Origin of the sequence: Mycobacterium sp. 2-64, from assembly GCF_035918375.1 — a bacterium.
GTDB lineage: Bacteria > Actinomycetota > Actinomycetes > Mycobacteriales > Mycobacteriaceae > Mycobacterium > Mycobacterium intracellulare.
Genome location: NZ_CP142361.1, coordinates 829,101 through 842,001 on the forward strand (window position 1 = coordinate 829,101; position 12,901 = coordinate 842,001).

14 protein-coding genes are annotated in these 12,901 nt (G+C 71.1%); 7 read left to right on the forward strand and 7 right to left on the reverse strand.

Annotation, left to right across the window (positions count from 1 at the left end; translation table 11 throughout):
- Window positions 1-30 precede the first annotated feature (30 nt).
- Genes rpsE through rplO form a run of 3 tightly spaced genes read left to right on the forward strand, consistent with a single transcriptional unit; the run spans window position 31 to window position 1,333 of the window.
- Entirely contained in the window at window positions 31-711 is a 681-nt protein-coding gene (rpsE, locus tag QGN31_RS03960) for a 30S ribosomal protein S5 (protein WP_008260606.1), read from the forward strand.
- Window positions 708-893 carry a 50S ribosomal protein L30 gene (gene rpmD / locus QGN31_RS03965; protein ID WP_009951873.1) on the forward strand — a complete coding sequence of 62 codons (186 nt, stop codon included), beginning with the start codon at window positions 708-710 and terminating at the stop codon, window positions 891-893. The genes rpsE and rpmD overlap by 4 nt, the downstream gene beginning before the upstream one ends.
- Window positions 890-1,333, forward strand: coding sequence for a 50S ribosomal protein L15 (gene rplO, locus QGN31_RS03970; RefSeq protein WP_008260595.1), 444 nt, complete (start codon window positions 890-892; stop codon window positions 1,331-1,333). Before rpmD ends, rplO begins: the two co-directional genes overlap by 4 nt.
- Here rplO and QGN31_RS03975 read toward each other — a convergent pair.
- The gene (locus QGN31_RS03975; RefSeq protein WP_014381111.1) at window positions 1,330-2,256 is read right to left on the reverse strand and encodes an LLM class flavin-dependent oxidoreductase; all 927 of its coding nucleotides are present in this window, start codon (window positions 2,254-2,256) and stop codon (window positions 1,330-1,332) included. The genes rplO and QGN31_RS03975 overlap by 4 nt on opposite strands.
- A gap of 38 nt (window positions 2,257-2,294) precedes the next feature.
- Here QGN31_RS03975 and sppA point away from each other — a divergent pair, with 38 nt between their 5' ends.
- Window positions 2,295-4,082 (forward strand): signal peptide peptidase SppA, encoded by a 1,788-nt coding sequence (gene sppA, locus QGN31_RS03980; RefSeq protein WP_014942883.1) that lies wholly within the window; start codon window positions 2,295-2,297, stop codon window positions 4,080-4,082.
- Between the two features lie 7 nt (window positions 4,083-4,089).
- On the opposite strand, the gene QGN31_RS03985 is transcribed toward sppA, so the two are convergent.
- The 3 genes from QGN31_RS03985 to QGN31_RS03995 are packed head-to-tail and all read right to left on the reverse strand — an operon-like array spanning window position 4,090 to window position 6,860.
- On the reverse strand, window positions 4,090-5,004 hold the full coding sequence (locus QGN31_RS03985) for a class I SAM-dependent methyltransferase (protein WP_009951877.1): 915 nt from the start codon (window positions 5,002-5,004) through the stop codon (window positions 4,090-4,092).
- Between the two features lie 10 nt (window positions 5,005-5,014).
- A complete protein-coding gene (locus QGN31_RS03990; protein WP_029383862.1) occupies window positions 5,015-5,923 on the reverse strand; it encodes a class I SAM-dependent methyltransferase in 909 nt (302 codons plus the stop codon).
- Complete coding sequence (locus tag QGN31_RS03995; protein ID WP_014385798.1) at window positions 5,916-6,860, reverse strand: class I SAM-dependent methyltransferase; 945 nt, start codon at window positions 6,858-6,860, stop codon at window positions 5,916-5,918. Before QGN31_RS03995 ends, QGN31_RS03990 begins: the two co-directional genes overlap by 8 nt.
- A gap of 97 nt (window positions 6,861-6,957) precedes the next feature.
- Here QGN31_RS03995 and QGN31_RS04000 point away from each other — a divergent pair, with 97 nt between their 5' ends.
- A complete protein-coding gene (locus QGN31_RS04000; RefSeq protein WP_014381107.1) occupies window positions 6,958-7,722 on the forward strand; it encodes an SDR family NAD(P)-dependent oxidoreductase in 765 nt (254 codons plus the stop codon).
- Complete coding sequence (locus QGN31_RS04005) at window positions 7,719-8,951, forward strand: zinc-dependent alcohol dehydrogenase (RefSeq protein WP_014381106.1); 1,233 nt, start codon at window positions 7,719-7,721, stop codon at window positions 8,949-8,951. Before QGN31_RS04000 ends, QGN31_RS04005 begins: the two co-directional genes overlap by 4 nt.
- Before the next feature lie 9 nt (window positions 8,952-8,960).
- On the opposite strand, the gene QGN31_RS04010 is transcribed toward QGN31_RS04005, so the two are convergent.
- The 3 genes from QGN31_RS04010 to QGN31_RS04020 are packed head-to-tail and all read right to left on the reverse strand — an operon-like array spanning window position 8,961 to window position 11,508.
- Window positions 8,961-9,878 carry an MBL fold metallo-hydrolase gene (locus QGN31_RS04010; RefSeq protein WP_014942882.1) on the reverse strand — a complete coding sequence of 306 codons (918 nt, stop codon included), beginning with the start codon at window positions 9,876-9,878 and terminating at the stop codon, window positions 8,961-8,963.
- Window positions 9,878-10,531, reverse strand: coding sequence for an L-fuculose-phosphate aldolase (locus QGN31_RS04015; RefSeq protein WP_014381104.1), 654 nt, complete (start codon window positions 10,529-10,531; stop codon window positions 9,878-9,880). Before QGN31_RS04015 ends, QGN31_RS04010 begins: the two co-directional genes overlap by 1 nt.
- Window positions 10,528-11,508, reverse strand: coding sequence for an NAD(P)-dependent oxidoreductase (locus QGN31_RS04020; RefSeq protein WP_041785209.1), 981 nt, complete (start codon window positions 11,506-11,508; stop codon window positions 10,528-10,530). Before QGN31_RS04020 ends, QGN31_RS04015 begins: the two co-directional genes overlap by 4 nt.
- 30 nt (window positions 11,509-11,538) lie before the next feature.
- On the opposite strand from QGN31_RS04020, the gene QGN31_RS04025 reads away from it, so the two are divergent.
- Window positions 11,539-12,900 carry a xylulokinase gene (locus QGN31_RS04025; RefSeq protein ID WP_014381102.1) on the forward strand — a complete coding sequence of 454 codons (1,362 nt, stop codon included), beginning with the start codon at window positions 11,539-11,541 and terminating at the stop codon, window positions 12,898-12,900.
- The last annotated feature ends 1 nt before the right edge of the window (window position 12,901 follow it).

Sequence of the window (12,901 nt, forward strand, 5' to 3'; positions counted from 1 at the left end):
GAACGTGTACACGACTGGAAGGACCGCATAATGGCGGAGCAGCCCGCCGGCGGACAAGGCGCCGGCGACAGCCGTGACTCGCGCGGTGACCGCGACAGCCGCGGTCGGCGCGGCGACGGCGGTCGTGGCCGCGACCGCGACGGCGACAAGAGCAACTACCTGGAGCGGGTCGTCGCCATCAACCGCGTCTCCAAGGTGGTCAAGGGTGGTCGGCGATTCAGCTTCACCGCCCTGGTGATCGTCGGTGACGGCAACGGCATGGTCGGCGTCGGCTACGGCAAGGCCAAGGAAGTTCCCGCCGCCATCGCCAAGGGCGTCGAGGAGGCCCGCAAGGGCTTCTTCCGGGTGCCGCTGATCCGCGGGACCATCACGCACCCGGTGCAGGGTGAAGCGGCCGCCGGCGTGGTGCTGCTGCGCCCGGCCAGCCCGGGTACCGGTGTGATCGCCGGCGGCGCCGCCCGCGCGGTGCTGGAATGCGCTGGCGTGCACGACATCCTGGCTAAGTCGCTGGGCAGTGACAACGCCATCAACGTGGTGCACGCGACCGTCGCCGCGCTCAAGCTGCTGCAGCGCCCCGAGGAGGTTGCCGCCCGCCGCGGACTGCCCATCGAGGACGTTGCGCCGGCCGGAATGCTCAAGGCGCGACGGGAAAGCGACGCGCTGGCCAGTGCGGCGGCACGTGAGGCGCAGATTTCGGGGACCCAACCATGAGCAGTCAACTGAAGATCACCCAGGTGCGCAGCACCATCGGGGCCCGCTGGAAGCAGCGTGAGTCCCTGCGCACCCTCGGCCTGCGACGGATCCGCCACTCGGTGATCCGCGAGGACAACCCGCAGACCCGCGGCCTGATCGCGGTGGTCAGCCACCTGGTCGAGGTAGAGGAGGCCAAGTGACTATCAAGCTGCACGACCTGAAACCCGCCCGCGGCTCGAAGACCGCCCGCACCCGCGTCGGTCGCGGTGAAGGCTCCAAGGGCAAGACCGCCGGCCGCGGTACCAAGGGCACCAAGGCGCGCAAGAACGTGCCGGCCACCTTCGAGGGTGGTCAGATGCCGATCCACATGCGGCTGCCCAAGCTCAAGGGGTTCCGCAACCGGTTCCGCACCGAGTACGAGATCGTCAACGTCGGCGACCTCAATCGGCTTTTCCCGCAAGGCGGTTCGATCGGCGTGGACGAGCTGGTGGCCAAGGGCGCCGTTCGCAAGAACTCGCTGATCAAGGTCCTCGGCGACGGCAAGTTGACCGTCAAGGTCGAGGTGACCGCGCACAAGTTCAGCGGCAGCGCACGCGAGAAGATCACCGCCGCCGGCGGCTCGGCCACCGAGCTGTCCTAACTCAGCTGCGGAATCACTTCCGCGGCAAGGCGTTCCATCTGCTCGCGGTTCTCGCTCGCGTCGATGCCGACGGGATTCAGTAACAGCATCTGCGCCCCGGCGTCGATGACCTCGCGCAGCCCGCGGGCCACGTCGTCGGGGGTGCCGGAGACCGGCACGTCCTGCACGCCGGGCATCCGCCCGTAGATGCGATCCAGCCCGGCGAGCACGCGTTCCCGCGCCCTGGCGGCGTCGTCGTCGACCGTCAGGTAGACCCGCTTGGCGATGGTGAACCCGGCGGGGTCCTTGTGTTGCGCGTCGAGCTCACGGCGCACGACGGCGACGGCCCCGGCGAACGCCTCCGTGGTCGACGAGCCGGCGCCCAGGAACGAATCGCCGTGCCGCACGGCGCGGGCCAGGGCCTTCGGGGCGAGGCCCCCGAACCAGATCGGCGGGTGCGGTCGCTGCACCGGCTTGGGCGCGACGGGCAGGTCGTCGACCTCGCGAAAACGGCCGTGGAACGTCACCCGGGGGTCGTCGGACCAGGCGGCCTTCATCAGCTCCAGGCCCTCGGTGAAATACGAGATGAAGGTGTCCTTGTCCACGCCGAAGGCGGCGAATTTCCGCCGCCCGCCACCGGGGGCGACACCCACGTCGAGGCGGCCGTGGCTGAGCCGGTCGACGGCGGTGATCGCCGAGGCCAGCTGCAGCGGTTCGTGCAGCGACGTCACCAGCACGCCGACGCCCAGGCGCAGCCGCTCGGTGCAGGCGGCGCAATAGGCCAGCAGCTCCATCGGGGCCAGTAGCGGCGCGGGTCCGATGATCTGTTCGAGCACCCAGCCACCCTCGAACCCGAGCTCCTCGGCGCGGGTGAGAAAGGACCGCAGCCCCGCCGCGTCGAACGTCTCGTAGTCGAACTGCGGGATGGCGATGGAAAACCTCACCGGACCACCGTACGGTGGCCGGTCGGTAGTCTGCAGGCATGTTCGCTTTCCTGCCCTCGATACCCGGTTTGTCAAAAGGCGCGGACGAGGTGCGCGCGCTGGCCGACCGGGTCGACACCGCACGTCATCACGGCGTGCCCAACGGCTGCGTGCTCGAATTGGATCTGCGCTCAATGCCGCCGGAGACGTCGGGGTTCGACCCGCTGGCGATGATCACCGGTGGGAGCCGTCCGGTGTCGCTGCGCGACACGGTGTCCGCCATCTACCGGGCGGCCGAGGATCCGCGGGTCGCCGGGCTGATCGCCCGCGTGCAACTGACGGCGTCGCCGTCGGCCGCGGTGCAGGAACTGCGCGAGGCCATCGTCGCGTTCACCGCCGCCAAGCCGTCACTGGCCTGGGCCGAGACCTACCCGGGCACGTTGTCGTACTACCTGGCCTCGGCCTTCGGCGAGGTCTGGATGCAGCCGGCGGGAAGCGTCGGGCTGATCGGCTTCGCCAGCAACGCCACCTTTTTACGCGACGCGTTCGACAAGGCCGGCATCGAAGCCGAAGTCGTCGCGCGCGGCGAATACAAGTCCGCGGCAAACCGTTTCACCGAGCACGGCTTCACCGAGGCCCACCGCGAGGCCGTCACCCGGATGCTCGAGAGCATCCGGGAGCAGGTGTGGGAAGCGGTGGGGACATCACGCAAGCTCGACGCCGCCGCCCTGGACGCCCTGGCCGATCGCGCCCCGCTGTTGCGCGAGGAGGCCGTGTCCTCGGGCCTGGTCGACCGTATCGGATTCCGGGACGAAGCCTATGACCGCATCGCGGAACTGGTTGGCGTGAAAGATGTTTCGGAGGAGAATGCGCCGCCGCGGCTGTATCTGTCGCGCTACGCCGGCGCCGCACGGTCGCGGCTGATCCCGCCGGCGCCGTCGGTGCCCGGTCGCCGGACCAAGCCGACGGTGGCCGTCATCAACGTCGACGGCACGATCGTCGACGGGCGCGGTGGACCCCAGTTCCTGCCGTTCGGCACCTCCACGGTCGGCAGCGACACCATAGCGCCGGCGCTGCGGGAGGCCGCCGCCGACGATTCGGTGTCGGCGATCGTGGTGCGCGTCAATAGCCCCGGCGGCTCGGTCACCGCGTCGGAAACCCTGTGGCGCGAGGTGAAAAAGGCCCGCAAACGGGGCAAGCCGGTGGTGGCGTCGATGGGGTCGGTCGCCGCCTCCGGCGGTTACTACATCGCCGTGGCGGCCGACGCGGTCGTCGCCAGCCCCGCGACGATCACCGGTTCGATCGGCGTGCTCACCGGCAAGCTGGTGATCCGTGATCTGCTGGGGCGGCTGGGCGTCGGCTCGGACACCGTGCGCACCAACGCCAACGCCGACGCCTGGGCGATCGACACGCCGTTCACGCCGGAGCAGCGCGCCCACCGGGAGGCCGAGGCCGACCTGCTGTACGCCGACTTCGTGGCGCGGGTGGCCGACGGGCGCAACCTGACCAAAGACGCCGTCGACCGGGTCGCGCGGGGCCGGGTCTGGACCGGCGCCGACGCGCTGGAGCGGGGCCTGGTCGACGAGCTGGGCGGGTTCCGAACCGCGCTGCGGCGCGCGAAAATCCTTGCCGGACTGGACGAGGACGCCGACGTGCGCATCGTCACCTACCCGGGCGGTTCGCTGCTGGACATGCTTCGGCCCCGGGCGTCCTCGCAGCCGGCCGCCGCGTCGCTGCCCGACGCGCTGGGGGCGCTGCTGGGCCGCACCATCGGCGGCATCGTGGACAACGTCGAACGGTCCGTCAGCGGCGCCAGCGCGCTGTGGGCGGGGCCCTGGCGGCTCTAGGGTTTAGCTAGCCGCCGAGCCTGCCGCTGATGAAGACGATCTCACCGAGCGGGTCGTCGTCCTCCGGGGCGCGCACGTCGAACCCGCCGCGCTCGAAAAGCTCGGTGCGGGTCACGCCCTCGGCGTGCCACCCGGTGCTCGACAGGTAGTCCACGACATGGTTGCGGTCGCCGGTGTAGACCAGCGACGCCATGTCGATGTCCACGCCGTGGTCCCGGAACGAACCGGACATCTCCCGCACCTTCTCGGCGTCGAAATCCACGATGCCGGGCACGAATTCGGTGGCGATGGTGCTGCCGGGCGCGCTGAGCGCGGTGATGTTGTCGAACAGCCGGTCCTGGGCGTCCGGCGGCAGGTAGATCAGCAGGCCCTCGGCCAGCCACGCCGTCGGTGCGGTCGTATCGAACCCGGCGTCCTTCAGCGCGGTCGGCCAGTCCGCCCGCAGGTCGATGCCGACGGTGCGCCGATCGGCGGTCGGCTCGGCGCCGATGCCGGCCAGCGTGCTGGTTTTGAACTCGATCACCTGGGGCTGGTCGATCTCGTAGACGACCGTGCCGTCCGGCCACGGCAACCGGTAGGCGCGCGCGTCCAGCCCGGAGGCCAGGATCACCACCTGACGCACGCCGGCGCCGACGGCGTCCATGAAATAGTCGTCGAAGTACCTGGTGCGCACCGTCATTCCGTCGATCATCGCCTGAACGCGCACCGACGAGGCGTTCTCGATCGCATCGATGTCGAGCTCGCCGTCCATCATCTTGGTGAAGAATTCCACCCCGACCGCCCGCACCAGCGGCTCGGCGAACGGATCGTTGATCAGACCCCGCGGATCCTTCGTCGCCATCGCCCGCCCCGCCGCGACCATCGTCGCGGTGGCGCCGACGCTGGACGCCAGATCCCAGTTGTCGTCGTGAGTGCGTGGCATGGGAAAAACCTTACTCGAGCGTCGCGGCGACGTAGCTCAGCTCACCGAAGGTGGCCGCCATCTCGTCCTCGGGAAACTCAAACCCGTTGCGGGCGTATAGTTCCCGGGCGGGATGCGCGCTCACCTGCCAGCCATGGCCGTTCAGGTAGTCGACGACGACGTTGCGCTCGCCCCGGTAGAACAGGTCGGCCGCATTCAGGTCGAAGCCGAAGCGCTGCCACCGCTCGGAGATGCGGCGCAGGCGCTCGTCGGAGAACGCGTCGGGGTCGGGCACGTGTTCGGTCGCCACCCGGCTGCCCGGCGCGGACAGCGCGGTGATGTTGTCGAACAGCCGGTCCTGCGCCTCGGGCGGCAGGTAGGGCAGCAGCCCCTCGGCGCTCCAGGCGGTCGGCTGGGTGACGTCAAAACCACCGTCGCGCAAGGCCGCCGGCCAGTCGTCGCGCAGGTCGATGCTGATCGTGCGGCGCTGCGCGGTGGGGGCGGCGCCGAGGCCGGCCAGCGTGTCGGTCTTGAAGGCGATGACGTCGGGCTGGTCGATCTCGTAGACCACGGTTCCCGCCGGCCACCGCAGGCGGTAGGCCCGGGTGTCCAGGCCGGAGGCCAGGATGACCGCCTGCTTGATGCCCGCGTTCGTCGCGTCCAGGAAGAAGTCGTCGAAAAACCTGGTGCGCACCGTGATCTGCTCGGCCCGCGCCCGGCGGTTGAACAGCGGGTCGTCCTCGAAGTCGATCTCGCCGTCGATGATCCGGATGAAGGGATCCAGGCCGACGGCGCGGACCAGCGGGTCGGCCAGCGGATCGTCGAGCAGCGCGTCGGGACCCTTCGACGCGACCGCGCGGGACGCGGCGACCATGGTCGCCGTCGCCCCCACGCTGTGTGCCGGCCCCCAGCTGTCGCCCTCGGCGCGCCCCTCACTCATAGGTGCCGCTCGTGTAGAGCATCTCGCCCATCCGCATGTCGTCGTCGCCGAGCGGGTCAAGCCCGTTGGCGGCGAACAGATCCCGGATGCTGGCGCTGTTCAGGCGCCACCCGTGAGCGGCCAGGTAGGGGGCGGCCTCGTTGCGGTCGCCGAAGTAGACCAGCCCCGCCATGTCGAGATCGAAGCCGTGCGCGCGCCAGCGCTCGGAGATCGCCTGCATGCGCTCCTTGAGCTTCTCGTCGTCGCCGGGTGCGGGGTTGGGCGCGCTCTCGGTGGCCAGCCGGCTGCCCGGCGCGCTGAGCTCGGTGATGGTGTCCAGCAGGCGATCCTGTGCCTCCGGCGGCAGGTAGCCGAGCAGGCCCTCGGCGCTCCACGCCGTCGGCTGGGCGGGATCGAATCCGGCGTCCTTGAGCGCTGTGGGCCAGTCGTCGCGCAGGTCGACGGCCACCACGCGCCGCTCGGCGGTGGGGGCGGCGCCCAGCTCGGCCAGCGAGCGGGTCTTGAATTCGATGACCTGCGGCTGGTCCACCTCGTAGACCACCGTCCCGGCCGGCCACGCCAACCGGTAGGCCCGCGCGTCCAGCCCGGAGGCCAGGATCACCGCCTGCTTGATGCCCGCGTTCGTGGCGTCCATGAAGAATTCGTCGAAGAACTTGGTGCGCACGGCCATGTTGTCGGCCATCCGCGACATTGCCCCGGCGGAGCTGGCGGCGCCGTCGTGGACGTCGTTCAGCTCGGCCGGGTCGAGCTCGCCGCTGGCCAGCCGGGAGAGCAGGTCGACTCCGACCGCCTTGACCAGCGGCTCGGCGAACGGGTCGTTGATCAGCGGGCTCTCGGCGCGGGTGGCCATCGCCCGGGCCGCCGCGACCATGGTGGCGGTCACGCCGACGCTGGAGGCGAGGTCCCAGGTGTCGCCCTCGTACCTGGTGGAAGTCATGGTGGTGCCCCTATCGGAGGTAGTCAATCTAATATTTAGCCGATATAACAAGCTTCCCCCACTGTACGCTTCCCGCGATTCGCGGCAACCTTTACTGATGGCGTACGAGCGGGTGCTGATCACGGGCGCTTCGTCGGGTCTGGGCGCGGCCCTGGCCCGGCGGCTGGCCGGCGGTGGCGCAGTGGTCGGGCTGGTCGCGCGCCGCCGGGATCGGCTGGCCGAGGTCCTGGCCGACTGCCGGCGTACCGCCCCGGGATCGGCGATGTGGGTCGCCGACCTGGCCGACACCTCCGCGCTGCGTGACCTGGCGGCGACCGCCTGGGACACGCTCGGGGGCATCGACGTGCTGATCAACAACGCGGCCGTCCCGAAGCGGCGCCCGGTCACCGCGCTGGATCCCGACGAGGTCGAAGAGGTCATGCGGGTCAACTTCTTCGCCCCGATGCGGCTGACGCTGGCCCTGTTGCCGCGGATGCGCGAGCGGGGATCGGGCATGATCGTCAACGTGTCCAGTGTCGGCGGCCGGCTCGGGATAATCCACGAAAGCGCCTACTGTGCAAGCAAATTCGCGCTGTGTGGCTGGAGCGAGGCGATGGCCGTGGACCTGCACGGCACACCGATCGCGGTGAAGCTGATCGAGCCCGGCCCGGTGGACACGGAGATCTGGGATCACCCGGGCAGCGAGGAACCCCTCTACCGGGGTCCCAAGGTTTCCGCCGACGAGGTGGCCGACGGCATCCTCGCCGCCCTGGGCACCGAGGGCTTCGAGCATTACGTGCCGGACATGAAACCGGTCGTCGACGCCAAGAACGCCGACCTCGACGCGTTCATCGCCGGGGCGGCGGGGCTGGCGGCGCCATGAGGGCGCTGGTCTACGGCGTGCCACCGGAGCCCTTCGAGGTGCCCGAGCGCGCCAACGCGCTCACCCAGAACCTGGCCCGCACCCCGACCGCGCTGCGCGAGGTGCCGGATCCGCAACTGCCGCAGGAGGACTGGGTGCTCACCCGGCCGCGGCTGACCGGCATCTGCGGGTCGGATTCCAAGCAGATCCTGATGGACTTCGGCGAAGGCGACGCCGACAACGCCATGTCCGCGTTCTGTTCGTTCCCGCAAGTCCTGGGCCACGAGGTGGTGGCCGACGTGGTGGCGCTGGGCCCCAGGGCGCGCGGCCTGCAGGTGGGGCAGCGGGTGGTGCTCAACCCGTGGCTGTCCTGCGGGCCGCGGGGCATCGCGCCGCCCTGCCCGGCGTGTCAGGCCGGCGACTACAGCCTGTGCTGGAGCTTCACCGACGGCGCCCTGAGCCCCGGCATCCACACCGGCGTCTCGGCCGACGTGACGGGCGGCTACGCCGAATTGATGCCCGCCCACGACAGCATGCTGTTCGCGGTTCCGGACTCGATCCCCGACGAGGCGGCCGTGTTCGCCGACCCGTTCTCGGTGTCCCTGCACGCGGTCACCCGCCACCCTCCGCCCGATACGGGCCCGGTGCTGGTGTACGGGGCCGGCTCGCTGGGTTTGTGCGCGGTCGCGATCCTGCGGGCGCTGTATCCCGACGTGGCCGTGGCCGTGATAGCCCGTTTCGGTGCCCAGGCCGAGCTGGCCCGCCGGTTCGGCGCCGCGAAAGTCCTTGCCCACGAGCCGCGTTCGGACCTCATCGAGGAGCTCGTGGCGTGGGGCGGTGGCCGGCTGCGCCGGCCGCTGCTGGGCCTGCCGATGGCCCACCCCGGCGCGGTCGACGTCGTCTACGACACGATCGGAAAGCCCGAGACCTTCGAGGTGGGCGTCCGGGTCCTGCGCTCGCGGGGCACCCTGGTGAAGGCCGGCGTGCACGCGCCCGGCCGCTGGGAGGACAGCCCGCTCTACTTCAAAGAGGTTTCCCTGGTGGGCTCCAACGCCTTCGGCGTCGAGGAGGTCGACGGGCAGCGCAAGCACGCCATCGCCCACTACCTCGACCTGGCCGGCGCCGGACGCGTCGACCTGCGTCCCATGCTCACCCATACCTTCGGGTTGGCGCGGTGGCGCGACGCTTTCTGGGCGCTCGCCGATCAGGGCGAGAGCGGCGCGGTCAAGGTGGCGATCGATCAGCGGTGACCTCGCACGTCACAGGGCTGGAATGTCCAGCCACTCACCGACTTCGAATTCGTCGCCGAGCGCGCGGATCGTCGCGCCGCCGCGGCCGGGGTAGTGCGCGGGTATCACCGTCGCTGTCGCCTGCGCGGCCTCGGTGAAGATGCGGCGGCGGGTCACTGCGGCCGCGGCGGCGTCGATGTCGAAGGCGCACGCGTCGCCGGGGCGACGCACCTGCAACGGGCTGTGGGTGAGATCACCGACGAAGACCGCGGGTTGGCCCGCGTCCAGCCAGAGCACCGAGGAGCCCGGCGTGTGCCCGGGGGCGGGCCGCAGCCGCAGCGAATCGCTGACCGCGTAGTCGTCCGACCACCGGATCAGTTGCCCCGCAGCGTCGATGGGTAACACGCTGTCCGCGAACACCAGCTGGTCGCCGCGCTGCTGGGCAGCTTCGGCTTCGGTGCGCGGCGACCGCCGCGCGGCGGGCCCGTCGGGTTCGAAGTGGCGATAGTCGGCGGCGGGCAGCAGGTACCGGGCGTTGGGGAACGTCGGCACCCAGGTGCCGTTGTCCAGCATGGTGTTCCAGCCGACGTGGTCGGAGTGCATGTGGGTGTTGACCACCACGTCGACGGCGTCGCGCTCGACGCCCGCCGAACGCAGCGCGGCCAAGAACGCCGTGTTCAGGTGGTCCAAGGGCGGCATGTGCGGGCGCAGCCGATCGTTGCCGACGCCGGTGTCGACGATGACCGTCAGGCCGTCGACCTGAATGACCCAGCTCTGGATCGCGATGTGCCACTGATCGGTGTCGGGATCGAAGAAGTCGGGCACCAGCAGGTCGGCATTGTCGTGCCACCCCGACGGCGGGATATGGGGAAAAGACTTGGCGCCCAACGAGAATCGCAGTTCGACTACCCGCGCCAGGGTGGCGCGGCCGAGCCGGAACCGCCGCATCAGGCGTTGGCCCGCAGATAACCGTAGACCGCGGCGAAGTTTTTGTTGACGTCCTCGGGGATCGGCACCGGCCCCCCGAGAGCGCGTGCGCCCCAAACGATTTGGGCGGTGCGCTCCACCAGCGCGGTGACATGTAAAACCTTGTCGGGCCGCGGTCCCACCGCCACCAGGCCGTGGTTGGCGATCAGGGCGGCGGCGCGGCCCTCGAGCGCGGCGACCGCGTTGGTACCCACGTCGGCGGTCCCGGACGCGGCGTAATCGGTGCACCGGACGTCCCCGCCGCAATACACCGCGAACTCGTCGATGCACGCCGGGATCGGTTGGTGGGCGATGGCGAACATGGTCGCCCACACCGGATGACTGTGAATGACGCTGCCGATGTCGTCGAACGCGGCAAAGCAGGCCAGGTGCAACTGCATCTCCGAGGACGGCGACCGGCCATCGGCCGCCTGCAGCACCGAGCCGCCCGGATCGACCAGCACGAGGTCGTCGAGCTGCATGTCGCGGTAGTCGACGGAAGACGGGGTGATGACGATGTTGCCGTCGGCGCGGCGCGCCGAGATGTTGCCGGCGGTGCCCTCCACCAGGCCCCGGCGCAGCATGTCCTTGGCCGCGTCCAGCACCGCGGTCTCCGCGTTCTCGACGAATTTCATGGGCCTAGTACCTCCGGGTTGACGAGATGGGCGGGCGCGTCACCCTTCAGCAGCGCCTCGAGGTCGTCGGCCACCATCTGCGCCTGCCGGGCCTCGGTGTTCCAGGTCGCGCCGCCGATGTGCGGGGTCAGCACGACGTTTGCCATCCCCACGAGCGGATGGTCGGCCGGCAGCCATTCGCCGGCGAAGTGATCCAGGCCGGCGGCGGCCACCTTGCCCGCGACCAGGGCGTCGACGAGCGCGTCGGTGTCGTGCAGCTGGGCGCGGGCGGTATTGAGGAAGACCACGCCGTCGCGCATGGCCGCGAACTGCCCGGCGCCGATCATGCCGGCCGTGTCATCGGTGACCGGCGCGTGCAGCGACACGATGTCGGCCTCGGCCAGCAGCTCGTCGAGGCTGTGGCGCGCGTCGGGGTTGTACGGGTCGTGCGCGATGACCCGCAGGCCCAACCCGGACAGCCGCCACTGGGTGGCGCGGCCGACGGCGCCCAGGCCCACCAGCCCGGCGGTGCGCCCCGCGATCTCGCCGCCGCGGAAACGCTGATAGGGGATGCTGCCGTCGCGAAAGATGTTGCCGCTGCGCACATCCGCGTCCGCGGGCAGCACGTGGCGGGTGGCGGCCAGCAGCAGCGCCACCGTCATCTCGGCGACGGCGTCGGCGTTGCGGGCCGGGGTGTTCAGCACCGGGATGCCGGCCGCGGTGGCCCCGGCGATGTCGACGTTGTTGGGGTCGCCGCGGGTGGAGGCGATCGCGCGCAACCCCTGGGCGAACACCGGGCCGCGCACCGAATCGCTTTCCACCACCACGATTTCGGCGCCCTCGCTCGCGATCCGTTCGGCCAGCTGCTCGGCGCTGTAGATGCGCAGCGGGGTCTGCTCGATCCAGGGGTCATAGATCACGTCGGCCAGTTCCCGCAGCTTGGCGAAGCCCGGGCCCCGCATCGGGGCCGTGACCAAGGCGCGCGGTTTGGACGTCACGAATGCCAATGCTGGCGTACGGTGACGCCCGTGTCACGCATAGACGTCACAATCGGCATCGACGTCGGCAGCACCGCGGTCAAGGCGATAGCCGCCGACGCCGACGGCAACGTGGCGGCGCGGGTGCGCATCCCCCACGCGCTGCGGGTCCCGGCGGCCGACCGCCTCGAGCACGACGCCGACGAGGCGTGGCGGCGGGGGCCGTCGGCGGCCCTGGCCGAACTGGCCGACCGGACCGATGTCGCGGCGGTGGCCGTCTCGGCGATGGTGCCGTCGATGACCGCCGTCGACGCGACGGGCACGCCGATCACGCCGGGGCTGCTGTACGGCGACGGCCGGGGCCGCACCCCCGGCGGGGACGCGCAGCCCCTGCCCGCGCTCGGCGAGGCGGCGGAGTTCCTGCGGTGGACGGCCGCGCAGGAGCCCGACGCCGCCGGCTACTGGCCCGCGCCGGCGGTGGCCAACCACGCGCTGGCCGGCGACGCCGTGATCGACATCGCCACCGCCGCCACGGCGTTCCCCCTGTTCGACGGGACCGGCTGGGACCCCGCCGCGTGTGCCGAGCGCGGCGCCCGCATCGAGCAGATGCCGCGGGTGGAAAGCATGGGGGCCGTCGTCGGGGAGGTGCGGGGCAGCGGCGCCGCGCTGGCCACCGGCGCGATCGACGCGCTGTGCGAACAGATCGTGGCCGGCGCCGACCGCGACGGCGACGTGCTGGTGATGTGCGGCACCACGCTGATCGTGTGGACGACCATTTCCGAGCCCCGGCAGATGCCAGGGCTGTGGACCATTCCCCACACCACGCCCGGCAAGAGTCAGATCGGCGGGGCGAGCAACGCCGGCGGGCTGTTCCTCGGCTGGGTGGATCGCGTTGTGGCGCAAGCGGATCCGACGGCCGTCGAACCCGGCCGCGTACCGGTGTGGTCGCCCTACCTGCGCGGCGAGCGCAGCCCGTTCCACGACCCGGACCGCCGCGGCCTGCTCGAGGCGCTGGATCTGACCCACGACGCCGCCGCGCTGCGGCGGGCCGCCTACGAGGCGTCGGGCTTCGTGGTGCGCCAGCTCATCGAACTGTCCGCCGCGCCGGTGTCGCGCATCGTGGCCACCGGCGGCGGCACCCGGGTCGGGCCGTGGCTGCAGGCCATCGCCGACGCCACCGGGCGCCCCGTCGAGGTGTCCGCGGTGGCGGAGGGGGCCGCGCTGGGGGCCGCCTTCCTCGCCCGCATGGCCGCCGGCCTGGAGACGACGATCGCCGACGCCGCCCGGTGGGTGCGCACCGAGCGCGTCGTCGAGCCCGATCCCGTATGGGCGGCGGCGGTCGAGGACCGCTACCACCGCTTCCTACAGATGGCAGAGCGCCGATGTGGCGCGGTGGCACCACCGCCGTTCTAGG